We start from the raw sequence: 25,773 nt of genomic DNA on the forward strand, positions 1-25,773 counted from the left end.
CTTGTTGACACTTTATTCACAATCCTGCCACAGAGATAGCGCAATAAATCGAAGCCTATGTTCGAATTTATTGAACAACGCATAGAAAGCCGCGATGTGGTACTCTATATCTATCATTTAAAAGAAAATTAATCAGGCAGCCAACTGCCCACTAACGTTATGACAGAACAACAAAAATTGACCTTTACGGCCTTGCAGCAACGGTTGGATTCGCTGATGCTGCGTGACAGACTGCGTTTTTCCCGCCGTCTGCACGGCGTGAAGAAGGTTAAAAATCCTGATGCACAACAGGCCATTTTCCAGGAGATGGCGAAAGAGATTGACCAGGCGGCAGGGAAAGTCCTGCTGCGTGAAGCAGCACGACCGGAAATCACTTATCCGGACAATTTGCCGGTTAGTCAGAAAAAGCAGGACATTCTCGAAGCAATCCGTGATCACCAGGTGGTGATCGTCGCCGGGGAAACGGGTTCCGGTAAAACGACTCAGTTACCGAAAATCTGTATGGAACTGGGCCGCGGGATTAAAGGGCTGATCGGCCATACCCAGCCGCGTCGTCTGGCGGCACGAACGGTGGCGAACCGTATTGCGGAAGAGCTGCAAACGGAGCCGGGCGGTTGCATCGGGTATAAAGTGCGTTTCAGCGATCACGTCAGTGATAACACGATGGTCAAGCTGATGACCGACGGTATCCTGCTGGCAGAGATCCAGCAAGACCGCCTGCTGATGCAGTACGACACTATCATTATTGACGAAGCGCACGAACGTAGCCTGAATATCGATTTTCTCCTCGGTTATTTGAAAGAGTTACTGCCGCGGCGTCCTGACCTAAAAATCATTATCACTTCCGCGACTATCGACCCGGAACGCTTTTCGCGCCACTTTAATAATGCGCCGATTATCGAAGTCTCCGGTCGTACCTATCCGGTGGAGGTGCGTTATCGCCCGATTGTTGAAGAAGCTGATGACACCGAGCGCGACCAGTTGCAGGCGATTTTCGATGCCGTAGATGAACTGAGCCAGGAAAGCCCTGGCGACATTCTGATTTTTATGAGCGGCGAGCGAGAAATTCGCGATACCGCCGATGCGCTGAACAAGCTGAACTTACGCCATACGGAAATTCTTCCGCTTTATGCACGGCTTTCGAACAGCGAGCAGAACCGCGTCTTCCAGTCGCACAGCGGACGGCGCATTGTGCTGGCGACTAACGTCGCGGAAACCTCGCTGACTGTGCCGGGGATTAAATACGTTATCGACCCAGGTACGGCGCGTATCAGCCGCTACAGCTATCGCACCAAAGTGCAGCGTCTGCCGATTGAGCCCATTTCGCAGGCTTCAGCTAATCAGCGTAAAGGCCGCTGTGGTCGTGTGTCAGAAGGGATCTGCATTCGTCTTTATTCCGAAGACGATTTCCTCTCGCGCCCGGAGTTTACCGATCCGGAGATTCTGCGTACCAACCTGGCCTCGGTTATTTTGCAGATGACCGCGCTGGGGCTGGGCGATATCGCTGCGTTCCCGTTTGTAGAAGCGCCGGATAAACGCAATATCCAGGATGGCGTGCGTCTGCTCGAAGAGCTGGGCGCGATCACCACTGATGAACAGGCCAGCGCCTATAAACTGACGCCGCTCGGTCGCCAGCTCTCGCAACTGCCAGTCGATCCTCGTCTGGCGCGAATGGTGCTGGAAGCGCAGAAACATGGCTGCGTGCGTGAGGCGATGATTATCACTTCCGCGCTCTCTATTCAGGACCCGCGTGAGCGGCCAATGGACAAGCAGCAGGCATCGGACGAAAAACATCGTCGCTTTCACGATAAAGAATCCGACTTCCTGGCGTTTGTAAATCTGTGGAATTATCTCGGCGAGCAGCAAAAGGCGCTCTCTTCAAACGCCTTCCGTCGCCTGTGCCGTACCGATTACCTTAACTATCTGCGCGTGCGCGAATGGCAGGATATCTACACCCAGTTGCGCCAGGTGGTGAAAGAACTTGGCATTCCGGTTAACAGCGAACCGGCGGAGTATCGCGAAATTCACATCGCCTTACTGACAGGTTTGCTTTCGCATATCGGCATGAAAGATGCCGATAAACAGGAATATACCGGCGCACGTAACGCGCGTTTCTCCATCTTCCCCGGTTCTGGTTTATTCAAGAAGCCGCCGAAATGGGCAATGGTGGCGGAACTGGTAGAAACCAGCCGCCTGTGGGGGCGCATTGCGGCACGCATCGATCCGGAATGGGTAGAGCCAGTTGCCCAGCATTTGATTAAATGCTCCTACAGCGAACCGCACTGGGAACGGGCGCAGGGCGCGGTGATGGCAACTGAAAAAGTCACCGTTTACGGGTTGCCGATTGTTGCTGCGCGTAAGGTCAACTACAGCCAGATTGATCCTGCGCTGTGTCGTGAACTTTTTATTCGCCACGCGCTGGTGGAAGGTGACTGGCAGACGCGTCACGCATTCTTCCGTGAAAACCTGAAACTACGGGCAGAAGTGGAAGAACTGGAACACAAATCACGTCGCCGCGATATTCTGGTGGATGACGAAACGTTGTTTGAATTTTACGACCAGCGCATCAGCCACGATGTGATCTCCTCACGACACTTTGATAGTTGGTGGAAAAAAGTCAGCCGCGAAACACCTGATTTGCTCAACTTTGAAAAGAGCATGTTGATCAAAGAAGGGGCGGAAAAAATCAGCAAGCTGGATTACCCGAACTTCTGGCATCAGGGCAATCTCAAGCTGCGTTTAAGCTATCAGTTTGAGCCGGGGGCGGATGCTGACGGTGTGACCGTGCATATTCCGCTGCCGTTACTTAACCAGGTTGAGGAAAGCGGGTTTGAGTGGCAGATCCCAGGCCTGCGCCGTGAACTGGTGATTGCTCTAATCAAATCGTTGCCGAAACCGGTACGGCGTAATTTTGTACCCGCGCCAAACTACGCCGAAGCGTTTTTAGGTCGCGTCACGCCGTTGGAACTGCCGTTGCTCGACAGCCTTGAGCGCGAGCTACGGCGGATGACCGGCGTTACCGTTGACCGCGAAGACTGGCACTGGGATCAGGTGCCCGATCACCTGAAAATCACCTTCCGCGTGGTGGACGACAAAAATAAGAAGCTAAAAGAAGGGCGCTCATTACAGGATCTGAAAGACGCCCTGAAAGGCAAAGTGCAGGAAACGCTTTCCGCCGTTGCCGATGATGGTATTGAGCAAAGCGGGTTACATATCTGGAGCTTCGGTAATTTACCGGATCACTACGAGCAGAAACGTGGCAACTACAAAGTGAAGGCCTGGCCTGCGCTGGTGGATGAGCGTGACAGCGTAGCGATTAAGCTTTTTGATAACCCGCAGGAACAACAGCAGGCTATGTGGCGTGGTTTGCGTCGCTTGCTGTTGCTGAACATTCCGTCGCCAATTAAATATCTGCATGAGAAACTGCCGAACAAAGCGAAGCTGGGTCTCTACTTTAACCCGTACGGTAAAGTGCTGGATCTCATTGACGACTGCATCTCCTGCGGTGTTGATAAGTTGATTGATGAGGCGGGCGGCCCGGTCTGGACGGAAGAAGGCTTTGCCGCGCTTCATGAAAAAGTCCGCGCTGAACTGAACGACACGGTGGTGGATATTGCGAAGCAGGTCGAGCAAATCCTTACGGCAGTGTTCAATATCAACAAACGCCTGAAAGGACGGGTGGATATGACCATGGCGCTGGGGCTTTCTGACATTAAAGCGCAGATGGGCGGGCTGGTGTATCGCGGTTTTGTCACTGGCAACGGTTTTAAACGGCTGGGCGACACGCTGCGTTATTTACAGGCGATTGAAAAACGTCTGGAAAAACTGGCGGTTGATCCACATCGCGACCGCGCCCAGATGCTGAAAGTCGAAAATGTCCAGCAGGCGTGGCAGCAGTGGATCAACAAACTGCCGCCAGCACGTCGTGAAGATGAAGACGTAAAAGAGATCCGCTGGATGATAGAAGAGCTGCGCGTCAGCTACTTCGCTCAACAACTTGGTACGCCTTATCCGATTTCGGATAAGCGTATTTTGCAGGCGATGGAGCAGATTAGCGGTTAATCCTGCTATTTACCTGATAAATCTAAAACCCGGTCAGCATTTAGCGCCGGGTTTTTTCTTTATGAATTCTGAAAAATAGCAAGGGCGGTACTCCTTACGTCGCGTGGGGAGTAGGCTTGTGGCGTACGCAGTCATTTTTGAATTATCGATAACACATTCTTTACTGCGGCACTCAATGTTATTGATCAAATTTATTTTTCACCGGGGCAAAAATGGACTTAAATTCTGAAGAATACAAAAAATTTAGTCATACATTTAAAGATACAGAAGAAGAAATTATCGTTCTTCTTAGTGATACTGGCGGTGGCGCGGGTAAGAGTAACGGTGATAATTACTGGACAGCGGTTGAACACTTACTCGCCTGGAAGAGTCTGACTACGGGAGAAATTCACGTTGGAGATGGACGACTCAACTGGTTGATAACAGAAGAAAATGAGAAAACTCAAGGCTGTGCGTGGCCGTTTAATATGCAGTCTGGTGGTATATATCGCCTGAGAGTACGAGATTTGATTGACAGGACCGTGCCGGAAGGAAAGTTAGCCGAGTTTTATAATCGGTTTTATGTTCTTGAGGTTCTTGAAAGTCATGTTCAGTGTGAGGAACTGCTCAATATTCAGAAAGAATATCGCAAACCAGTTGTTGTTGAAGATCAGCAATTGGGGACTTTCGTGCTTAATAAAGACTACTCCTGTTTTAGCGGGGAAGTGAAATGGAATGATCAGAATATTTCTGTATCTATGGAAGTAGATAAGAATGATAGATATACCTGGCAACAGGCTTTTGAAAATCTGCGATTTTTATGTAGTCATATGCAACAAAAAGATCAGGAGTTCCGCCAATATGCTGCAGAACAATTAACTGAATTGGCCAATGACTGGCTTCAAGATGAAGAAGATGAAGAAATTACAGAAGATATGTTTGTTAGCAGAATAAATCTTGTTGAGTTGGCTATGGATTATAATGGAGATTATTCATTATATTATAACGATGATGATATGTTCTGGGGTCACATTATTGATATTGTGGGTAGTATTGAAACAGGGCCGACGAGTGCGAGTATAGCGGGTTAATTTATTGCCAGGCATTTTATCAATGGGTATGTATACTCTGGCTACTACGAGTTACTGGACTAAATGCGAGTGATGTTTTGTCCTGTAACTCGTAATATTAAAATTAACGAGGTAAAGTGCTTATAACACATCTGGTTGATGAGGATGATACACTGGATACCAAATGTTCCCTTGATTGAGAAATATAAGAATGAATATTATATAAATATCACACCAGATTATCTGTCATTTAAAAATGATAGAACATTATGTTATTGATGTTTTATCAACAGTTTCTCCGCAAATACAGTATGACTAAAACCAGTGTCTGGTTCGCGATGGCGCGATAGAAAAAGCATCATCTTCCTTTCAGAGTGCTCCGCTTCTCATTATTATCTCACGCAGTATTCTTAAGGGAACGATAAGGAGGAACCATGAACATTACCCCGTTTCCGACGCTTTCGCCGGCAACCATAGATGCCATAAATGTTATCGGTCAGTGGCTGGCGCAGGATGATTTCTCCGGTGAGGTGCCGTATCAGGCCGATTGCGTGATCCTTGCAGGCAATGCGGTTATGCCGACTATCGATGCGGCATGTAAGATTGCCCGCGATCAGCAAATTCCTCTACTGATTAGTGGTGGTATCGGTCACTCGACAACTTTTTTGTATAGCGCCATCGCACAGCATCCGCACTACAACACTATCCGCACCACTGGCAGAGCAGAAGCTACCATCCTGGCGGATATCGCTCATCAGTTCTGGCACATTCCGCATGAAAAAATCTGGATTGAAGACCAGTCAACAAACTGCGGTGAAAACGCACGCTTTAGCATTGCTCTACTGAATCAGGCCGTAGAACGAGTTCACACCGCTATTGTTGTACAGGATCCCACCATGCAGCGGCGCACAATGGCGACGTTCCGTCGTATTACCGGTGACAATCCAGACGCACCTCGTTGGTTAAGTTATCCCGGATTCGTTCCTCAGTTGGGAAATAACGAAGACAGTGTAATCTTTATTAACCAGTTAGAAGGATTATGGCCGGTTGAGCGTTATCTATCACTGCTTACCGGTGAGATGCCACGTTTACGCGATGATAGTGATGGCTATGGTCCCCGTGGGCGAGATTTTATCGTTCACGTTGATTTTCCTGCAGAAGTCACCCAGGCATGGCAAACGCTGAAACACGATGCTGTGCTTATCGAGGCGATGGAAAGTCGCTCGCTACGTTGAAAATTGCCCGTTTGAGAACAACTGTTTGCAAACGGGCATGACTCCTTACTTTTTTTTCTGCCTTTTATTCCTTTTACCCTTCTTTTTATGAAGCCCTTCACAGAATTGTCCTTTCACGATGCCGTCTCTATGATGATTGATGTTAATTAACAATACATTTACCAAAAACAAACATATAAATCACAGGAGTCGCCCATGTCAGTACCCGTTCAACATCCTATGTATATAGATGGACAGTTTGTTACCTGGCGTGGAGACGCATGGATTGATGTGGTTAACCCCGCAACAGAGGCGGTGATTTCCCGCATTCCCGATGGTCAGGCTGAAGATGCTCGCAAAGCAATCGACGCCGCAGAGCGCGCGCAGCCAGAATGGGAAGCATTGCCTGCCATTGAACGCGCCAGTTGGTTACGCAAAATCGCCGTCGGGATCCGCGAACGCGCCAGTGAAATCAGTGCGCTGATTGTTGAAGAAGGGGGCAAGATCCAGCAGCTGGCCGAAGTTGAGGTAGCATTTACTGCGGATTATATCGATTACATGGCAGAGTGGGCGCGGCGTTACGAAGGTGAGATTATTCAAAGCGATCGTCCAGGAGAAAATATTCTTCTCTTTAAACGTGCGCTTGGCGTGACTACCGGCATTCTGCCGTGGAACTTCCCGTTCTTCCTCATTGCCCGCAAAATGGCTCCCGCTCTTTTGACCGGTAATACTATCGTCATTAAACCCAGTGAATTTACGCCAAACAATGCGATTGCTTTTGCCAAAATTGTCGATGAAATAGGCCTTCCACGCGGTGTGTTTAACCTTGTGCTGGGGCGTGGTGAAACCGTTGGGCAAGAACTGGCGGGTAACCCAAAGGTCGCAATGGTCAGTATGACAGGCAGCGTCTCTGCAGGTGAAAAGATCATGGCGACTGCAGCAAAAAATATCACAAAAGTGTGTCTGGAATTGGGTGGTAAAGCACCAGCTATCGTAATGGACGATGCCGATCTTGAACTGGCAGTCAAAGCCATCGTTGATTCACGCGTCATTAATAGTGGGCAAGTGTGTAACTGTGCAGAACGTGTTTATGTACAGAAAGGCATTTATGATCATTTCGTCAATCGGCTGGGTGAAGCGATGCAGGCGGTTCAATTTGGTAACCCCGCTGAACGCAACGACATTGCGATGGGGCCGTTGATTAACGCCGCGGCGCTGGAAAGGGTCGAGCAAAAAGTGGCGCGCGCAGTCGAAGAGGGGGCGAGGGTAGCGTTGGGGGGCAAAGCGGTTGAGGGGAAAGGATATTATTATCCGCCGACTTTGCTGCTGGATGTTCGTCAGGAAATGTCGATTATGCACGAGGAAACCTTTGGCCCGGTGCTGCCAGTGGTCGCATTTGACACGCTGGAAGAGGCTATCGCAATGGCTAATGACAGTGATTACGGCCTGACCTCATCACTCTATACCCAAAATCTGAACGTCGCGATGAAAGCTATTAAAGGGCTGAAGTTTGGTGAAACTTACATCAACCGTGAAAACTTCGAAGCTATGCAAGGATTCCACGCCGGATGGCGTAAATCCGGTATTGGCGGCGCAGATGGCAAACATGGCTTGCATGAATACCTGCAGACCCAGGTGGTTTATTTACAGTCGTAATGAGTGAAAGAGGCGGAGGCTTTTCCCTCCGCCTTTGCTCGTCAGAGTTTAGCGAATTTTTCGAGGGTGCGAATAAGCTGCGTGACGAAGCCATATTCGTTATCATACCAGGCGACCGTTTTCACCAGCTGTAAATCGCCCACGGCGGTAATTTCGGTTTGCGTGGCATCAAACACCGACCCGAAATGGCTGCCAATGATATCAGAAGAGACTATTTCTTCATCGGTATAACCAAATGACTCGTTATTGTTTGTCGCGTTTTTAAGCGCGTTGTTCACCTCTTCGGCAGTCACTTTTTTTCCAAGAATAGACACCAGTTCAGTCACCGAACCTGTTTTCACGGGTACGCGTTGCGCATGACCTTTCAGTTTGCCGCTCAGTTCTGGGATCACCAGACCAATGGCTTTTGCCGCGCCTGTAGTGTGGGGAATGATATTTTCTGCCGCTGCACGTGAAGCGCGTAGATCTTTACCTCGCGGGCCATCCACCAGTGACTGGGTGCCAGTATAGGCATGAATGGTCGTCATCGTGCCGACTTCTATTCCGAAACTGTCGTGCAAGGCTTTGGCCATCGGTGCAAGACAGTTAGTGGTGCATGACGCCACGGAAACAATGGTGTCGTTGCCATCCAGTGTGTCGTCATTGACGTTATAAACGATGGTTTTCATTTCACCGGCAGGGGCGGAAATCAACACCTTCTTCGCACCAGCATCAAGGTGCGCCTGCGATTTCTCGGCGGAGGTATAAAAGCCAGTACATTCGACAATGATTTCTGCGCCTTTCGCTTTCCATGGAATATTTTTAGCCTCTTTTTCGGCGTAAACCGCGATACTTTTTCCATCAACGATAAGTGAATCTTCCGTAAAATCAACGCTCCAGGGGAACGGTCCGTAGTTTGAATCATGTTTCAGCAGGTAGGCGAGAATTTTTGGGGAAGTGAGATCATTAATAGCGACAATGTCTATGTTGCTTTTGACTTCAAGTAATCGACGCAACACCAGTCGACCGATACGACCAAAACCGTTAATACCAACTTTACTCATGGTCTTCTCCTGTCAGGAACGTTCGGATGAAAATTGATCCTTTCCAGGCTTAGACCAGGATGGCGGGATGGGCAATCTACATTCTTGCCGTGAAACGTAACGTACTGAAAACGGGTGAACAAAATTTAATGAAATTTTAAGAAAAGCTCGTTATGTTAACGGAAAATTATGTTAAAGCAGGAAATGTTATGGAAAGTAAATATTCAAGGTTACAAATCGGCATTCACTGGCTGGTCTTTTTGCTGGTTATCGCAGCGTATTGCGCAATGGAGTTTCGTGGTTTCTTCCCACGTAGCGATCGGCCGCTCATCAACATGATTCATGTTTCCTGTGGCATCTCAATTCTCGTGCTGATGGTTGTTCGTCTTTTGTTAAGGCTTAAATACCCAACTCCGCCGATTGTACCTAAACCAAAACCGATGATGACGGGACTGGCACATTTGGGACATTTGGTGATTTATCTCCTGTTTATTGCGCTACCAGTGATTGGTTTGGTGATGATGTATAACCGGGGCAACCCATGGTTTGCGTTTGGTATGACAATGCCTTACGCAGCAGAGGCCAATTTCGAACGGGTTGATAGCTTAAAGTGGTGGCATGAGACGCTGGCGAATCTGGGATATTTTGTCATCGGGTTGCACGCTGCGGCTGCACTGGCACACCACTATTTCTGGAAGGACAACACACTTCTACGCATGATGCCGCGTAAACGTTCCTGAAGGATATTTAAAGAAAACGCCTGTACTAAAACCGACCCGTGGTACAGGCGAAGAATACGGGCCTACATCGGAAGCGCCTATTATATTTATTTGTATGACAAATAAAACCATAATCCTTGTCCATATGCCCATCTGGCTTATCTTTAATCAATTCACCCGTTCTTTGATCTCATCAACGGTATCAAAATAAACCAGCGTATAACGTTCAAATCGAACATAAGATTCGATAAACCATGGAGGTTATATGAAAAAATTGGCACTTATCTTGGTTATGGGAGCGCTTGTTTCCTTTTATGCCGATGCCGGGCGCAAACCCTGCTCTGGTTCGAAAGGGGGGATCTCTCACTGTACAGCAGGCGGCAAATTTGTCTGTAATGATGGTTCTATTAGTGCATCGAAAAAAACATGCACTAACTGAAGCGTAAAAAGGGGGGCAGTACAGGCACCCGCAGGCATCCTATGAGGTTTCCTTAGGGACGAAAATAATCACTTCACGAAATAGCGTGCTGTTTTCCAGAATTTTTCGTCATTCGGGTTAGCCAGTTTAACCATTCCTCACTTTCTTCAATCCAATGGCATTAATCTTCTCTGCAATAATTGTTGTAAAAATGTGACGCAAAGAGGTTTTTAGTCGTAAGTAATTACCGTCAAATGCCGATGACTTTCTATCAGGAGTAAACCTGGAAGAGAGACAACGGTAATGAATACAACTCCCTCACAGCGATTAGGTTTTTTGCATCACATCAGGCTGGTTCCGTTATTTGCCTGCATTCTTGGCGGTATCTTACTTCTGTTTGCCTTGAGTTCAGCCCTGGCTGGCTATTTCCTCTGGCAGGCCGATCGCGATCAGCGTGATGTGACTGCGGAGATTGAGATTCGGACCGGGTTAGCGAACAGCTCAGATTTTTTGCGTTCGGCCCGGATCAATATGATTCAGGCCGGGGCGGCGAGTCGTATTGCGGAAATGGAAGCAATGAAGCGAAATATTGCGCAAGCCGAATCGGAGATTAAACAGTCGCAGCAAGGTTATCGGGCTTACCAGAGTCGGCCGGTGAAAACACTTGCTGATGAAGCTCTCGACGCTGAATTAAATCAACGTTTCCAGGCTTATATCACGGGTATGCAACCTATGTTGAAATATGCCAAAAATGGCATGTTTGAAGCGATTATCAATCATGAAAGTGAGCAGATCCGACCGCTGGATAATGCTTATACCGATATTTTGAACAAAGCCGTTAAGATACGTAGCACCAGAGCCAACCAACTGGCGGAACAGGCCCATCAGCGTACCCGCCTGGGTGTGATGTTTATGATTGGCGCGTTTGTGCTTGCCGTGGTCATGACGCTGATAACATTTATGGTGCTACGTCGGATCGTCATTCGTCCACTGCAACATGCCGCACAACGGATTGAAAAAATTGCCAGTGGCGATCTGACGATGAATGATGAACCGGCGGGTCGTAATGAAATCGGTCGCTTAAGTCATCATTTACAGCAAATGCAGCATTCACTGGGGATGACAGTCGGGACTGTTCGACAGGGCGCGGAAGAGATTTATCGTGGCACCAGCGAAATTTCCGCTGGCAATGCGGACCTTTCATCTCGCACCGAAGAACAAGCGGCGGCAATCGAACAAACTGCCGCTAGCATGGAGCAACTCACTGCGACGGTGAAACAGAATGCGGATAACGCGCATCATGCCAGCAAACTGGCGCAAGAGGCCTCCATTAAAGCCAGCGATGGCGGGGAGACGGTTTCCGGTGTAGTTAGAACGATGGGAGCAATCTCCACGAGTTCAAAGAAAATTTCCGAGATCACTGCCGTCATCAACAGCATTGCTTTCCAGACAAATATTCTGGCGCTGAATGCTGCCGTTGAAGCCGCACGAGCGGGTGAGCAAGGACGTGGATTTGCCGTTGTCGCCAGCGAAGTACGGACACTCGCAAGTCGCAGCGCCCAGGCGGCGAAAGAGATTGAAGGCTTGATCAGTGAATCAGTCAGGTTAATTGACCTGGGGTCGGTTGAAGTGGCAACGGCAGGGAAAACCATGAGCACGATTGTTGATGCCGTCGCGAGTGTCACACATATCATGCAGGAGATTGCCGCCGCCTCGGATGAACAAAGTAGAGGCATAACGCAGGTGAGCCAGGCGATTTCCGAAATGGATAAGGTGACGCAACAGAATGCTTCTCTGGTAGAAGAGGCCTCAGCGGCGGCGGTGTCCCTTGAAGAACAGGCTGCACGATTAACTGAGGCGGTAGACGTTTTCCGCCTGAACAAACATTCTGTGTTGGCAGAATCACGCGGAGCTGGTGAGTCTGTTAGTTTCGCAACAGCGTGAAAATATCAAAGAAGGGATCGAAAGATCCCTTACTTTTCAGAACGGCATTGATTTTCGAATAGCGTTAATCATCAATTGGCAACCGGAAGAGAACGTCGCATCTACGCGGGTCAATATTCCGATCGGTTCGCCTGCACCATGCCCCGGAACAGGCAGGGCCACCAGCGTGGCATGACGCAGGTCGTCTTTTACAGCGCCAGAAGGGACAAACCACACGTAGTCGTATTCAACCGTAAGTTGACGAGATAGCGAAGCAGACAGCGTTTCGATACAGCCCGAAGGAATTTTACAGCCCTGGCTCTGCACTAATGCATCTGAATGCTGGCGTGGTGCAGTACCTTCTGGTGATACAACGACAGGCCATTCCAGCACCCGACTTAGCGTTACGTTCTCTTGAAGCAGTGGGTGATTGGGACGAACGACCAACTTCAGCGATTCAAGAAACAGCAATTCATAATTAAGCCCGGTCATCAGTTCGGGATCTGACATTCGACCAATCCCGATATCGATTTCGCCGGTCTTCAAACCTGCCAGAATCATAGGGTTACTCATTGTCGCAACTTGCAAGGTCGTCTCTTTTTGTTGCTGATGAAACTGACCTATAACTGAAGGTAATATTCCCAGCGCCGCGGTAGGTAATGCACCTACCCTGACGACATCATTGTTAAGACCTTCTTTACGATGAAGCGACTGTCCGGCAGTGTTAATAGCGTCAAGAACTCTGACTGCATGTGTTAAAAATTGTTCGCCGGGTAAGGTAAGTTGCGCCCCCTGACGACCACGCTCAAACAAGCGAGCACCTGTCAATTGCTCTAGTTCATTCAATGTCTTGGAGAGCGCAGGTTGACTCAAATTAAGGGTTTCAGCTGCGCGCCCCAAAGTTCCTTGTTGTGCAACAGCTACGAATGTATGAAGGTGGCGCAAACGGATGCGCTGACTAAACAGACTATTTTTTTCCATAAGCGATGTTAAAAACGAAGCGGTGTCGCTGACAAGTGAAGTTGTTTGATTATGATAACTTGATTGCAAAATATTATTAACAATTAAAGCAATTGCGTTACAGGAAAATGGATAATATTGATGTTTTCGCGGCGAGATCACAGTTTGTAAATTCTTCCCGCCAGAGTGAATGTGGTTACCTACACTCCAGATTACTGACCAATGGAGGCAGACATTATGGCGAACAGCATCACGGCGGATGAGATTCGGGAACAGTTTTCGCAGGCAATGTCAGCCATGTACCAGCAAGAAGTTCCGCAGTACGGCACGCTGCTGGAACTGGTAGCTGATGTGAATCTGGCTGTGCTGGAAAACAATCCTCAACTGCACGAAAAAATGGTAAATGCAGACGAGCTGGCGCGACTGAATGTTGAACGTCATGGGGCAATTCGCGTTGGGACTGCACAAGAGCTTGCTACTCTTCGGCGGATGTTTGCCATTATGGGGATGTACCCGGTGAGCTATTACGATCTCTCGCAGGCGGGGGTGCCGGTACATTCCACAGCATTTCGGCCCATTGATGATGCTTCTCTGGCGCGTAATCCCTTCCGCGTTTTTACCTCATTACTCCGCCTGGAGCTTATCGAGAACGAATTTTTGCGCCAGAAAGCGGCGGAGATTCTATGTCAGCGCGATATCTTCACCCCACGTTGTCGACAACTGTTAGAGGAGTATGAGCAGCGGGGCGGTTTTAACGAAACACAGGCACAGGAGTTTGTGCAGGAAGCCCTGGAAACGTTTCGCTGGCACCAGTCAGCAACGGTGGATGAAGTAACCTATCGCGCCTTGCATAACGAACATCGGCTGATTGCTGATGTGGTCTGTTTTCCTGGATGCCATATCAACCACCTGACGCCACGCACGCTGGATATTGACCGGGTGCAGTCGATGATGCCTGAATGCGGAATTGAACCCAAAATTCTGATCGAAGGGCCGCCGCGCCGCGAGGTACCGATTTTACTACGCCAGACCAGCTTTAAAGCACTGGAAGAGACGGTGTTGTTTGCGGGGCAGAAACAGGGCACGCATACCGCGCGCTTTGGTGAAATAGAGCAGCGTGGCGTGGCATTAACGCCGAAAGGACGACAACTGTATGATGATCTACTGCGGAACGCTGGAACCGGGCAGGATAATCTCACTCACCAAATGCATTTACAGGAAACCTTCCGCACTTTTCCTGACAGTGAGTTTTTAATGCGTCAGCAAGGGTTGGCATGGTTCCGGTACCGTTTGACGCCTTCGGGTGAGGCGCATCGTCAGGCGATTCATCCCGGAGACGATCCACAGCCCTTAATTGAACGTGGTTGGATAGTGGCGCAACCCATTACCTATGAAGATTTCTTGCCCGTTAGCGCGGCGGGGATCTTCCAGTCAAATCTGGGTAATGAAACGCAGGCACGCAGTCACGGTAATGCCAGTCGCGAAGCATTTGAGCAGGCGTTGGGCTGCCCGGTTTTGGATGAGTTCCAGCTTTATCAGGAAGCGGAAGAACGCAGTAAACGTCGCTGTGGTTTGCTTTAAATTCTGACCATCCGCCTTTGCAAAAATTTGCCTGATTTTACAAACGAATCAGGCTCATCCCATCGACATAAAAAAATTGCCGATTAATGCATATTCTCTGAGTTCAACAATTGGATTATTAATAAATATTGTCTAGAGTGAGCGGTCATAAATAAGCACTTTCTTGCCGCTGAAAACGACCAGCGCGGGACCATTCACAACACCAGAAGGACTCACTTTCAGGTATGGATCGTAGACGATTTATTAAAGGTTCAATGGCTATGGCCGCCGTGTGCGGTACCAGCGGCATTGCTTCTCTTTTTTCTCAGGCGGCATTCGCGGCAGATTCTGATATTGCCGACGGGCAAACCCAGCGTTTTGACTTCTCCATTCTACAGTCAATGGCGCACGACTTAGCGCAAACCGCGTGGCGTGGTGCGCCGCGTCCGTTACCTGACACTCTGGCGACAATGACGCCGCAGGCTTATAACAGTATTCAATACGACGCCGAAAAATCGCTCTGGCATAACGTTGAGAACCGTCAACTGGACGCTCAGTTCTTCCATATGGGAATGGGATTCCGTCGCCGCGTTCGTATGTTTTCTGTTGATCCCGCAACACATCTGGCGCGTGAAATTCACTTTCGCCCGGAGTTGTTCAAATACAACGATGCGGGTGTTGATACCAAACAATTAGAAGGGCAAAGCGATCTCGGTTTTGCCGGTTTTCGCGTGTTTAAAGCCCCCGAACTGGCGCGCCGTGATGTCGTATCATTCCTCGGTGCGAGTTATTTCCGCGCGGTTGATGATACATATCAATACGGTTTGTCGGCTCGCGGCCTGGCGATCGACACTTACACCGACAGTAAAGAAGAGTTCCCCGACTTTACCGCCTTCTGGTTTGATACGGTAAAACCGGGGGCAACCACCTTTACCGTTTATGCGTTGCTCGATAGCGCCAGCATTACTGGTGCCTATAAGTTCACTATCCATTGTGAGAAAAGTCAGGTGATTATGGATGTGGAAAATCACCTGTATGCGCGCAAAGACATTAAACAGCTGGGCATTGCGCCGATGACCAGCATGTTCAGCTGCGGCACTAATGAACGTCGGATGTGCGACACCATTCATCCGCAAATCCATGACTCTGATCGTCTGTCCATGTGGCGGGGCAACGGCGAGTGGATTTGCCGTCCGCTGAATAATCCGCAAAAATTGCAGTTCAATGCTTACACCGACAACAACCCGAAAGGGTTTGGTTTATTGCAACTGGATCGTGATTTCTCTCATTATCAGGACATTATGGGCTGGTATAACAAACGCCCAAGTCTGTGGGTGGAACCGCGTAACAAGTGGGGTAAGGGCACCATCGGCCTGATGGAAATCCCAACAACGGGCGAAACGCTGGATAACATTGTCTGCTTCTGGCAGCCAGAAAAAGCTGTAAAAGCGGGTGATGAGTTTGCATTCCAGTATCGTCTGTACTGGAGTGCGCAACCGCCTGTTCATTGCCCATTAGCGCGCGTTATGGCAACGCGTACCGGCATGGGCGGTTTCCCGGAAGGTTGGGCGCCTGGTGAACACTATCCCGAAAAATGGGCGCGTCGTTTTGCCGTCGATTTCGTTGGTGGTGATCTGAAAGCTGCCGCACCAAAAGGCATTGAGCCGGTGATTACGCTTTCCAGTGGGGAAGCGAAGCAAATCGAAATTCTCTATATTGAACCCATTGATGGTTATCGTATTCAGTTTGACTGGTATCCGACTTCGGACTCCACTGATCCGGTCGATATGCGGATGTATCTGCGTTGTCAGGGCGACGCTATCAGTGAAACATGGCTGTATCAGTATTTCCCGCCAGCGCCGGATAAACGTCAGTATGTTGACGACCGCGTGATGAGTTAATCGTTTTTTTCTTCGGCACCTTCTTCGGGAGGTGCCGTCTGGTTAAACACGATCCCGCTCGCATTTTTCCCTAAGTTAAATGAGTAATCTGATGGTGTGTATTTCAGATACACCTTGTCAGCCACTAACAGGGAGTGCGTATGTTTCCAGAATACCGAGATTTAATATCCCGTCTGAAAAACGAAAATCCTCGCTTTATGTCCTTGTTCGATAAACACAATAAACTTGATCATGAAATTGCCAGAAAGGAAGGTTCCGACGGTCGAGGGTACAATGCGGAAGTGGTCCGCATGAAAAAACAAAAGCTACAGTTAAAAGATGAGATGCTCAAAATCCTGCAGCAGGAGAGCGTCAAAGAGGTGTAAACTTTCCTAAGCCGCCAGCCAGGCGGCTTTTTTAACAACTGCATGGATTGACTGGAGATAAGATGGCTGAAACGATAAAAGTAAGTGAATCACTTGAATTACATGCTGTTGCAGAAAGTCATGTCACACCTCTTTATCAGTTAATCTGTAAAAATAGAACCTGGTTACAGCAGTCGCTAAACTGGCCGCAGTTTGTTCAAAGTGAAGAGGACACGCGAAAAACGGTGCAGGGCAATGTAATGTTGCATCAACGCGGCTATGCCAAAATGTTCATGATTTTCAAAGAAGATGAACTTATCGGCGTTATCTCGTTTAATCGTATTGAACCACTGAATAAAACCGCTGAAATCGGCTACTGGCTGGACGAATCTCATCAGGGGCAGGGGATCATTTCTCAGGCGCTGCAGGCATTGATTCATCATTACGCTCAGTCTGGTGAACTTAGACGCTTCGTGATCAAATGTCGGGTGGACAATGCGCAAAGCAACCAGGTCGCTTTGCGCAATGGTTTTATCCTTGAAGGTTGCCTGAAACAGGCTGAGTTCCTGAATGATGCCTATGATGATGTGAACTTATACGCGCGTATTATCGATTCACAATAACCCTGCCAGCGGCGTTCGCGTAATGCGCTCTTCGCCGTTAATGACTTTTGGACCACGGACATGAACCGTGTCGCCATCAAAGGCTTCAACGACGGCGTGGTCGGTCAACTCCACATGGTTTTCAATTATCACCGCACCTGTAATACGGCTCTCACCTTGTATTACAACGTGCTCGTCGAGCAGAATCGGTCCGCCACGTACCACTGCCTTTCCGCCAATCAAGACATGATGTTTTAACACACAATTACCTTCCACAATGGCATATTCCGCTACCTGCGAACTGTAATGAATTGTCGGAATGGCATCTTCTTCTATGCCAGCTTTCACCTGCGCGTGACCGTAGACTTTAGCGCAATCGCATAGCCAGACGTTGTTCTCTTCATTACCTTCAATACTGGCAAAATCAAAAACTTCGGCGCGATGTTCAATAAAAGCATACCGGACGACGGCATCGCCATAAATTTGTGCCTGATGGACAATACGCGAGGCGCTAATCCTTGCGCGATCATAAATTTGTAGCAGGAGTTGATGGTCGGAGGTTAAGCCTTGCGCGGCGACGATCATAGAATGTTGATCAATTAAGGCGTGACCAAATATTCTACATTGACCGCAAACTAATGAGTCACGAATGGTGACACTGTCACTTATATATGCACCCTGACTGACTTCACTATTATCGATCCAGACGTTATCCGTTGCGTAAACCTCTCCCCAAAGGACGCTGGTGCCGGTGATACGCGTATTACCGGAAATCACCGTTCCGCCGAACGCAATAGCATTCTGATCGTAAATCCAGCAATTACCTTCCTGCGCTAACACCGTTTCGCGATCGATCCAGCCGCCAGCGGTTCCTGCTATCACATCGTTAAAATCGCTCATGGCGATAATTTGCCGTAATAACACACTTTTTTTAGTGCCATCATCCTGATAACTAAAGGCTCGCTGTTCTTCACTTAGACGATATTTGCGCATAGCGTTTTCCCACAGGTGACTTACTATAACCGTAGCAAATTCTGCGAGTCTGGCTATGCTCGAGAAAATTCCATAAAATGTATTTCAAATATACTTTATAAATTAAACAAAATGAGTAAGAAGATGCAGAGCGATAAAGTGCTCAATTTGCCGGCAGGCTACTTTGGTATTGTGTTGGGGACGATAGGGATGGGATTTGCCTGGCGCTATGCCAGCCAGGTTTGGCAGGTCAGCCACTGGTTAGGAGATGGGCTGGTAATTCTGGCGATGATCATCTGGGGATTATTGACTAGCGCATTTATTACCCGACTCATACGCTTTCCGAATAGCGTGCTGGCGGAAGTGCGCCATCCAGTGATGAGCAGTTTTGTGAGTTTGTTTCCTGCAACGACGATGCTGGTAGCGATTGGTTTTGTTCCGTGGTTTCGCCCACTGGCGGTATGCCTGTTCAGTTTTGGTGTCGTGGTTCAGTTGGCTTATGCCGCCTGGCAAACTGCGGGATTATGGCGCGGATCTCATCCTGAAGAAGCTACCACGCCTGGACTGTATCTGCCGACAGTTGCCAACAACTTTATCAGCGCAATGGCCTGTGGTGCATTGGGCTACACCGACGCCGGTCTGGTGTTTTTAGGCGCAGGCGTTTTCTCATGGTTAAGCCTGGAACCGGTGATCTTGCAGCGTCTGCGCAGTTCGGGAGAATTACCCACGGCGCTGCGGACATCACTCGGCATTCAGCTCGCTCCTGCGCTGGTGGCCTGTAGTGCCTGGCTGAGCGTCAACGGCGGCGAGGGTGACACGCTGGCGAAAATGCTTTTCGGTTATGGGCTGCTGCAACTGCTGTTTATGCTACGTCTGATGCCATGGTATCTCTCCCAGCCATTTAATGCTTCATTCTGGAGTTTCTCGTTCGGCGTATCTGCACTGGCAACCACCGGTTTGCATTTGGGGAGTGGCAGCGATAATGGATTTTTCCATACGCTGGCGGTGCCGCTGTTTATCTTTACCAATTTTATAATTGCAATACTGCTCATCCGAACTTTCGCGCTTCTGATGCAGGGGAAATTGTTAATCAGAACAGAGCGCGCTGTTTTAATGAAAGTTGAGGACAAAGAATGATCATCCGTGACGAAAACTATTTTACTGAAAAATATGAATTAACCCGCACACACTCTGAAGTACTGGAAGCGGTGAAAGTGGTTAAACCCGGTAAAACGCTGGATCTGGGCTGTGGCAATGGTCGTAACAGTCTTTACCTGGCAGCCAATGGTTATGAAGTTGACGCATGGGATAAAAATGCCATGAGTATCGCCAACGTCGAGCGCATTAAATCCATTGAAAATCTGGATAATTTACATACCCGGGTCGTTGATCTGAATAACCTCACCTTTGATGGGCAATACGATTTTATTCTTTCGACTGTGGTGCTGATGTTCCTTGAGGCTAAAACCATCCCAGGGCTGATTGCCAATATGCAACGTTGCACTAAACCTGGTGGTTACAACCTGATTGTGGCGGCGATGGATACCGCTGATTATCCATGTACCGTCGGCTTCCCGTTTGCCTTCAAAGAGGGAGAATTACGTCGATATTACGAAGGCTGGGAGATGGTGAAATACAATGAAAACGTCGGTGAGTTGCACCGCACCGATGCCAACGGTAATCGGATTAAACTGCGTTTCGCCACGATACTGGCACGTAAAAAATGACCCGGTAGAACAAGGCGCGTGAAAATGCCCCGCGTTGAGATGGTTAACCGTTGTTCTTTTCGGTAAGCATATTTTTAATCAAAAGGATGTGAAATTAATCACGGTAGTCGAAGTTTTTCATCAGCTTAACGCACTGATATTTAACTACTGATGATTGACTTAGCCCCTTTTTCGGCATTGACTATGTCGTCTGAAAAGGGGCTGATAAATTTATTTTTACCAACACTTTTTTTGCCACAACACGAAGCGGTGCTTTTTGCTATAACTTAAAAAGTAATATAATCATCTCAGGAAACTATTCATGCGTACCACATCATTTGCGAAAGTTGCAGCTTTATGCGGCTTGTTGGCTCTGTCTGGTTGTGCCTCTAAAATCACCCAGCCAGATAAATATTCTGGCTTTTTAAACAATTACTCTGATTTAAAAGAAACAACTTCTGCAACGGGTAAGCCTGTTTTACGTTGGGTAGACCCGAGTTTTGATCAAAGCAAATATGACAGCATCGTCTGGAACCCAGTCACTTATTATCCGGTACCGAAACCATCTACCCAGGTAGGGCAGAAAGTTCTGGATAAAATTTTGAGTTATACCAACACCGAAATGAAAGAAGCGATTGCGCAGCGTAAACCACTGGTTACCACCGCTGGGCCGCGTAGTCTGATTTTCCGTGGGGCCATTACCGGTGTAGATACCAGCAAAGAAGGGCTGCAATTCTATGAAGTGGTTCCTGTCGCATTAGTGGTCGCGGGGACGCAAATGGCGACGGGCCACCGTACCATGGATACTCGCCTGTATTTTGAAGGTGAGCTAATTGATGCAGCTACTAATAAACCGGTTATCAAAGTCGTTCGTCAGGGCGAAGGTAAAGACCTGAATAATGAAAGTACGCCAATGGCTTTCGAGAATATTAAGCAAGTTATTGATGACATGGCGACCGATGCCACCATGTTTGACGTTAACAAAAAGTAATTCCAGTCGCGCCATCGTAAGATGGCGCTTTTTATTATCGGTTTCTGTCAGCGATTAAATTTAACACCATGTAACAAACGCCACCGGCAATTAATCCCCAAAACGCAGAACCAATCCCGACAAGCGTTAGTCCACTTGCCGTTACCAGAAATGCGACCACCGCCGCGTCGCGCTCACGCTCATTATGCAGCGCCTGATACAAACTGCCGCCAATGGTACTCAACAGCGCCAGACCTGCCAGCATCTGGATCCAACTCACGGGCAGCGCGGCCATCATTCCAGTTATGGCGCTACCAAACAGACCTGCAAACAAATAAACAACGCCTGCGACGGCAGCTGCCAGCCAACGTTGATCTTTATCCGGATGCGCTTCCGGGCTTTGGCAAATAGCCGCGGTGATTGCTGCAATACCGACGGAATAAACCCCGAAAGGGGAAAATACCAGCGCCAGCAATCCAGTAAATACAATCAACGGCGAAACAGGAGCCGAATACCCGGCCGCTTTCATTGCCGCAATACCCGGTGCGTTTTGCGATGCCATCGTCACCAGAAAAAGGGGGAGTGCAACGCTCAGACTGTGAGCAAACGAAAATTCAGGGGCAATATAAGCGGGGAGAACGGGTTTAAAGGCAATATCCCCTGTGACAACGTCACCTTGTAAAATAACGATTACGATGCCAACTATCATCGCCGCAATAACCGCATACCGTGGCGCAATAGCTTTCGTCGCCAGCCACGCCAGCAACATACTACCGCATAACGTAAACTGACCATCCAGACTTGCAAACGCCTGTAAACCAAAGCGTAACAAAATTCCGGCCAGCATCGCCGCTGCCAGCGAGTGCGGAATAATACGCATCAGACGAGCAAAGAGTCCCGTTATGCCGCAGAGGATTATTAACGCGTTGGTGACAATAAAAACGCCGATGGCTTCGTTAAGTGTTAGTCCCTGTAATCCGGTGACCAACAAAGCCGCGCCAGGCGTTGACCATGCGGTGAGAACAGGCACGCGATACCATAATGTCAGAGCCAGCGTACTGACGCCCATTGCCAGCCCCAGCGCCGTCATCCAGCCAGAGATTTGTGCAGTGGTGGCTCCGGCGACCATCGCTGCTTGCCAGATTATTGCCGCTGAACTGGCGTAGCTAATTAATACCGCCAGAAACCCCGCCAGTAGCGTGGGTGGAGGAATAGAAAACAGACGCATGGTCACCTCGTGCGTTATAGCGTACAGGTACCGTAGCATTTGTCCGTTATAACGCACAAGTGATAAACTTCCGCTTTGCCGGAGGAGTCACATGGAAAATCTCACTCGCTTTTTATCCACCACACTTAAACAACTACGTCAGCAGCGCGGTTGGAGTCTTTCGCGACTGGCAGAAGCGACGGGTGTTTCTAAAGCGATGTTAGGGCAGATTGAACGTAATGAATCCAGCCCGACGGTCGCGACATTATGGAAAATTGCCACCGGGTTGAATGTGCCATTTTCGACATTTATTTCTCCGCCGCAGTCCGCTACGCCTTCAGTTTATGATCCGCAACAGCAGGCGATGGTGATCACTTCGCTGTTTCCTTATGATCCACAACTCTGCTTTGAACACTTCTCGATTCAGATGGCACCTGGTGCAATAAGTGAATCGACGCCCCATGAGAAGGGAGTAATCGAACATGTTGTCGTCATTGATGGGCAACTTGATCTGTGCGTTGATGGTGAATGGCAGAGCCTTAATTGTGAAGAAGGCGCTCGATTTGCTGCAGACGTTACGCATGTCTATCGTAATGGTGGGGAGCAAATCGTACATTTTCATTCCCTCATCCATTACCCACGCAGTTAAGCGGGAAAACTATTTCGCAACGTCGCGCTTGTGGCTAAAATAGCCGCCATTTTTCAGCTACTGGATAAGAATGTGACCGTATCTTCTCATCGACTTGAACTGTTAAGCCCGGCACGCGATGCCGCCATTGCCCGCGAAGCTATTTTGCACGGTGCCGATGCTGTTTATATCGGCGGCCCTGGTTTTGGTGCCCGTCATAATGCCAGTAATAGCCTGAAAGATATTGCCGAACTGGTGCCGTTTGCCCATCGTTATGGTGCAAAAATTTTCGTCACGCTTAACACCATTTTGCATGATGATGAGCTGGAACCTGCGCAACGGCTGATTACCGACCTCTACCAGACCGGCGTCGATGCGCTGATTGTTCAGGATATGGGGATTCTGGAACTTGATATTCCGCCGATTGAACTGCACGCCAGTACCCAGTGCGATATTCGCACAGTAGAAAAAGCGAAGTTCCTCTCTGATGTTGGCTTTACGCAGATTGTGCTGGCGCGAGAGCTGAATCTTGAGCAGATCCGCGCGATTCACCAGGCCACGGACGCGACCATTGAATTCTTTATTCATGGTGCATTGTGCGTGGCCTATTCTGGTCAGTGCTACATTTCTCATGCGCAAACAGGGCGTAGCGCCAACCGTGGCGATTGCTCGCAGGCATGCCGTTTGCCATACACATTGAAAGACGATCAGGGGCGGGTGGTTTCCTATGAAAAACATCTGCTGTCGATGAAAGATAACGATCAGACTGCTAACCTTGGCGCGCTGATTGATGCTGGCGTGCGCTCCTTCAAGATTGAAGGGCGTTACAAAGATATGAGCTACGTGAAGAATATCACCGCGCATTATCGCCAAATGCTGGACGCCATTATTGATGAACGTGGCGATCTGGCGCGTGCTTCATCCGGTCGTACCGAGCATTTCTTCGTACCGTCGACGGAAAAAACCTTCCATCGTGGCAGTACCGACTACTTTGTTAACGCCCGTAAAGGGGATATCGGCGCGTTCGACTCCCCCAAGTTTATCGGCCTGCCGGTCGGTGAAGTATTAAAAGTGGCGAAGGATCATCTCGATGTTGCCGTCACCGAGCCGTTAGCTAATGGCGATGGTCTGAATGTGATGATTAAACGTGAAGTGGTTGGCTTTCGCGCCAATACAGTCGAAAAAACCGGGCAAAATCAGTACCGCGTCTGGCCAAATGAAATGCCAGCAGATTTGCACAAAATTCGTCCTCATCACCCACTAAACCGTAATCTTGATCATAACTGGCAGCAGGCACTGACAAAAACCTCCAGCGAACGTCGCGTAGCGGTAGACATTGAACTGGGCGGCTGGCAGGAACAACTGATTCTGACCCTCACCAGTGAAGAGGGTGTCAGCATTACGCATACGCTGGACGGGCAGTTCGACGAAGCCAATAACGCCGAAAAAGCAATGAACAATCTGAAGGATGGTCTGGCAAAACTGGGGCAAACCATCTATTACGCCCGCAATGTGCAAATTAATTTGCCGGGGGCGCTGTTTGTACCGAACAGTCTGTTAAATCAGTTCCGCCGTGAGGCCGCCGAAATGCTGGATGCTGCGCGTCTTGCCAGTTATCAGCGCGGCAGTCGTAAACCGGTTGCTGACCCTGCGCCGGTTTATCCGCAAACGCATCTGAGTTTCCTCGCGAACGTATACAACCAGAAAGCGCGTGAATTTTATCATCGCTATGGTGTGCAACTGATTGACGCGGCGTATGAGGCACATGAAGAGAAGGGCGAAGTGCCGGTGATGATCACCAAGCATTGTCTGCGCTTTGCCTTCAATCTGTGCCCGAAACAGGCGAAAGGCAATATCAAAAGCTGGAAGGCGACGCCAATGCAACTGGTTAACGGCGATGAAGTGTTAACGCTAAAGTTTGATTGCCGCCCATGCGAGATGCACGTCATTGGCAAAATCAAAAATCACATACTGAAAATGCCGTTACCGGGAAGCGTAGTGGCATCCGTAAGTCCGGATGATCTGCTGAAAACATTGCCGAAGCGAAAAGGGTAAAACGCCAGTTTTCTGGTTACTCACAACTTATTGAATCTGCATGATCTTGTCGGCCGGGTAAGGCGTCACGCCGCATCCGGCAATAAATAAATGACTCAACGTTGTCCCGCTTCTGGTTTGCGCGATTTTTGCCAGTAAAAATGCTCGCGCAAACCTTCCGCCGACTCTTCCGCCACAGCACGCAATTCATCGCTGTCCGCTTCATGACGCAGCTGATGATCCACATTCTTTACCCACATAAATTCATGTCCTTTGTGCCCTGCCATGAGTTGTCCTGAGAACAGCGCACACGTTAATAAGACAACCGATAACGCCTTCGTAAACATCCCGCCACCTTTTTCTCACCTTTTGCCGCTATGATGCCGATCGTTTCTTGAGGTTATTATTCAGTTTTGCAAATTAGCGCAAAGAAATTCTGGAATCTTCCTTCCTGATTTTGCATTGCATTCTGCCGTTGCGGCGATTTAGTGCTATTTTCGAGCACATTACACACGGAGGTAAACTTCGCCATTAAATAGTCACGATCACTTTATTGAAGTGCCTTTGAGCGTCGCCTCTAAGGTATTGCTGTTAAATGCTTTTTTACCGTCAGAAATCACTCAGCAAGAGTTAGCCAGGCGAATTGGCAAACCTAAACAGGAAATTACGCGCTTATTTAACTTGCACCATGCGACAAAAATCGACGCCGTCCAGCTTGCGGCTAAGGCGCTTGGCAAAGAGTTATCGCTGGTGATGGTTTGATAACAGTTAATGAAAAGTTGTCATTTTTAACAACTGATATAGACTGCCGAATCACCTGCACATA

Annotated in this window: 21 protein-coding genes and 2 pseudogenes; 18 read left to right on the forward strand and 5 right to left on the reverse strand. The window is 48.8% G+C overall.

Going from position 1 to position 25,773, the window contains the following annotated elements; translation table 11 throughout:
• Window positions 1-159 precede the first annotated feature (159 nt).
• From hrpA to aldA, 5 genes and pseudogenes are all read left to right on the forward strand, one after another.
• Complete coding sequence (hrpA, locus tag QUE74_RS09480; protein ID WP_000139586.1) at window positions 160-4,062, forward strand: ATP-dependent RNA helicase HrpA; 3,903 nt, start codon at window positions 160-162, stop codon at window positions 4,060-4,062.
• A gap of 212 nt (window positions 4,063-4,274) precedes the next feature.
• The gene (locus QUE74_RS09485) at window positions 4,275-5,132 is read left to right on the forward strand and encodes a DUF2262 domain-containing protein (RefSeq protein ID WP_000365422.1); all 858 of its coding nucleotides are present in this window, start codon (window positions 4,275-4,277) and stop codon (window positions 5,130-5,132) included.
• Between the two features lie 232 nt (window positions 5,133-5,364).
• A pseudogene (locus QUE74_RS29580) lies at window positions 5,365-5,430 on the forward strand (hypothetical protein); the annotation flags it as partial.
• 115 nt (window positions 5,431-5,545) lie between these two features.
• Window positions 5,546-6,346 (forward strand): DUF218 domain-containing protein YdcF, encoded by an 801-nt coding sequence (gene ydcF / locus QUE74_RS09490; RefSeq protein ID WP_001027936.1) that lies wholly within the window; start codon window positions 5,546-5,548, stop codon window positions 6,344-6,346.
• 195 nt (window positions 6,347-6,541) lie between these two features.
• Entirely contained in the window at window positions 6,542-7,981 is a 1,440-nt protein-coding gene (aldA, locus tag QUE74_RS09495; RefSeq protein WP_000115923.1) for an aldehyde dehydrogenase, read from the forward strand.
• Window positions 7,982-8,022: 41 nt separating this feature from the next.
• Here the strand turns inward: aldA and gap are convergent, their stop codons facing one another.
• Complete coding sequence (gene gap / locus QUE74_RS09500; RefSeq protein ID WP_000048645.1) at window positions 8,023-9,024, reverse strand: type I glyceraldehyde-3-phosphate dehydrogenase; 1,002 nt, start codon at window positions 9,022-9,024, stop codon at window positions 8,023-8,025.
• A gap of 188 nt (window positions 9,025-9,212) precedes the next feature.
• On the opposite strand from gap, the gene cybB reads away from it, so the two are divergent.
• The 3 genes from cybB (at window position 9,213) to trg (ending at window position 12,084) form a co-directional block, all read left to right on the forward strand.
• Window positions 9,213-9,743 carry a cytochrome b561 gene (cybB, locus tag QUE74_RS09505; protein WP_001355398.1) on the forward strand — a complete coding sequence of 177 codons (531 nt, stop codon included), beginning with the start codon at window positions 9,213-9,215 and terminating at the stop codon, window positions 9,741-9,743.
• A gap of 244 nt (window positions 9,744-9,987) precedes the next feature.
• Window positions 9,988-10,161: a YdcA family protein gene (locus QUE74_RS09510; RefSeq protein ID WP_000731856.1), complete on the forward strand. Its 174-nt coding sequence runs from the start codon at window positions 9,988-9,990 to the stop codon at window positions 10,159-10,161.
• Window positions 10,162-10,443: 282 nt separating this feature from the next.
• Window positions 10,444-12,084, forward strand: coding sequence for a methyl-accepting chemotaxis protein Trg (trg, locus tag QUE74_RS09515; RefSeq protein WP_001098536.1), 1,641 nt, complete (start codon window positions 10,444-10,446; stop codon window positions 12,082-12,084).
• Window positions 12,085-12,120: 36 nt separating this feature from the next.
• Here the strand turns inward: trg and QUE74_RS09520 are convergent, their stop codons facing one another.
• A complete protein-coding gene (locus QUE74_RS09520; protein WP_000414564.1) occupies window positions 12,121-13,044 on the reverse strand; it encodes a LysR substrate-binding domain-containing protein in 924 nt (307 codons plus the stop codon).
• A gap of 216 nt (window positions 13,045-13,260) precedes the next feature.
• Between QUE74_RS09520 and hglS the strand changes: the two genes are divergently transcribed.
• From hglS to rimL, 4 genes are all read left to right on the forward strand, one after another.
• Window positions 13,261-14,604, forward strand: coding sequence for a 2-oxoadipate dioxygenase/decarboxylase HglS (gene hglS, locus QUE74_RS09525; protein WP_000013752.1), 1,344 nt, complete (start codon window positions 13,261-13,263; stop codon window positions 14,602-14,604).
• Window positions 14,605-14,828: 224 nt separating this feature from the next.
• Entirely contained in the window at window positions 14,829-16,484 is a 1,656-nt protein-coding gene (gene opgD / locus QUE74_RS09530; RefSeq protein WP_000375956.1) for a glucan biosynthesis protein OpgD, read from the forward strand.
• Window positions 16,485-16,624: 140 nt separating this feature from the next.
• The gene (locus tag QUE74_RS09535) at window positions 16,625-16,849 is read left to right on the forward strand and encodes an HP1242/YdcH family protein (RefSeq protein WP_001296778.1); all 225 of its coding nucleotides are present in this window, start codon (window positions 16,625-16,627) and stop codon (window positions 16,847-16,849) included.
• Window positions 16,850-16,911: 62 nt separating this feature from the next.
• Window positions 16,912-17,451, forward strand: a complete 540-nt coding sequence (gene rimL / locus QUE74_RS09540) for a 50S ribosomal protein L7/L12-serine acetyltransferase (protein WP_001353208.1) — start codon at window positions 16,912-16,914, stop codon at window positions 17,449-17,451.
• Here rimL and ydcK read toward each other — a convergent pair.
• Window positions 17,443-18,423, reverse strand: coding sequence for a YdcK family protein (ydcK, locus tag QUE74_RS09545; protein ID WP_001234021.1), 981 nt, complete (start codon window positions 18,421-18,423; stop codon window positions 17,443-17,445). The two genes, rimL and ydcK, sit on opposite strands and share 9 nt — an antisense overlap.
• Before the next feature lie 123 nt (window positions 18,424-18,546).
• On the opposite strand from ydcK, the gene tehA reads away from it, so the two are divergent.
• From tehA to QUE74_RS09560, 3 genes are all read left to right on the forward strand, one after another.
• Window positions 18,547-19,539: a dicarboxylate transporter/tellurite-resistance protein TehA gene (tehA, locus tag QUE74_RS09550; RefSeq protein WP_001355399.1), complete on the forward strand. Its 993-nt coding sequence runs from the start codon at window positions 18,547-18,549 to the stop codon at window positions 19,537-19,539.
• Entirely contained in the window at window positions 19,536-20,129 is a 594-nt protein-coding gene (gene tehB / locus QUE74_RS09555) for a tellurite resistance methyltransferase TehB (RefSeq protein ID WP_000586746.1), read from the forward strand. Before tehA ends, tehB begins: the two co-directional genes overlap by 4 nt.
• A gap of 301 nt (window positions 20,130-20,430) precedes the next feature.
• Window positions 20,431-21,099, forward strand: a complete 669-nt coding sequence (locus tag QUE74_RS09560; RefSeq protein ID WP_001261024.1) for a DUF3313 domain-containing protein — start codon at window positions 20,431-20,433, stop codon at window positions 21,097-21,099.
• A 34-nt stretch (window positions 21,100-21,133) separates the two neighbouring features.
• Here the strand turns inward: QUE74_RS09560 and ydcO are convergent, their stop codons facing one another.
• Window positions 21,134-22,345, reverse strand: coding sequence for a BenE family transporter YdcO (gene ydcO, locus QUE74_RS09565; RefSeq protein ID WP_071533111.1), 1,212 nt, complete (start codon window positions 22,343-22,345; stop codon window positions 21,134-21,136).
• A 52-nt stretch (window positions 22,346-22,397) separates the two neighbouring features.
• Here ydcO and sutR point away from each other — a divergent pair, with 52 nt between their 5' ends.
• Together sutR and rlhA are read left to right on the forward strand one after the other, a co-directional pair.
• The gene (sutR, locus tag QUE74_RS09570) at window positions 22,398-22,934 is read left to right on the forward strand and encodes a DNA-binding transcriptional regulator SutR (protein WP_000429504.1); all 537 of its coding nucleotides are present in this window, start codon (window positions 22,398-22,400) and stop codon (window positions 22,932-22,934) included.
• Between the two features lie 72 nt (window positions 22,935-23,006).
• Window positions 23,007-24,968 (forward strand): 23S rRNA 5-hydroxycytidine C2501 synthase, encoded by a 1,962-nt coding sequence (gene rlhA / locus QUE74_RS09575; protein ID WP_001355400.1) that lies wholly within the window; start codon window positions 23,007-23,009, stop codon window positions 24,966-24,968.
• 95 nt (window positions 24,969-25,063) lie between these two features.
• Here the strand turns inward: rlhA and QUE74_RS09580 are convergent, their stop codons facing one another.
• A complete protein-coding gene (locus QUE74_RS09580; protein ID WP_000494241.1) occupies window positions 25,064-25,294 on the reverse strand; it encodes a YncJ family protein in 231 nt (76 codons plus the stop codon).
• A 178-nt stretch (window positions 25,295-25,472) separates the two neighbouring features.
• Between QUE74_RS09580 and hicB the strand changes: the two are divergent.
• Window positions 25,473-25,709, forward strand: a pseudogene (gene hicB / locus QUE74_RS09585) (type II toxin-antitoxin system antitoxin HicB); the annotation flags it as partial.
• Window positions 25,710-25,773 lie beyond the last annotated feature (64 nt).

It is taken from the genome of Escherichia sp. 10290 (assembly GCF_030295155.1).
GTDB classification, from domain to species: Bacteria; Pseudomonadota; Gammaproteobacteria; order Enterobacterales; family Enterobacteriaceae; genus Escherichia; species Escherichia coli_F.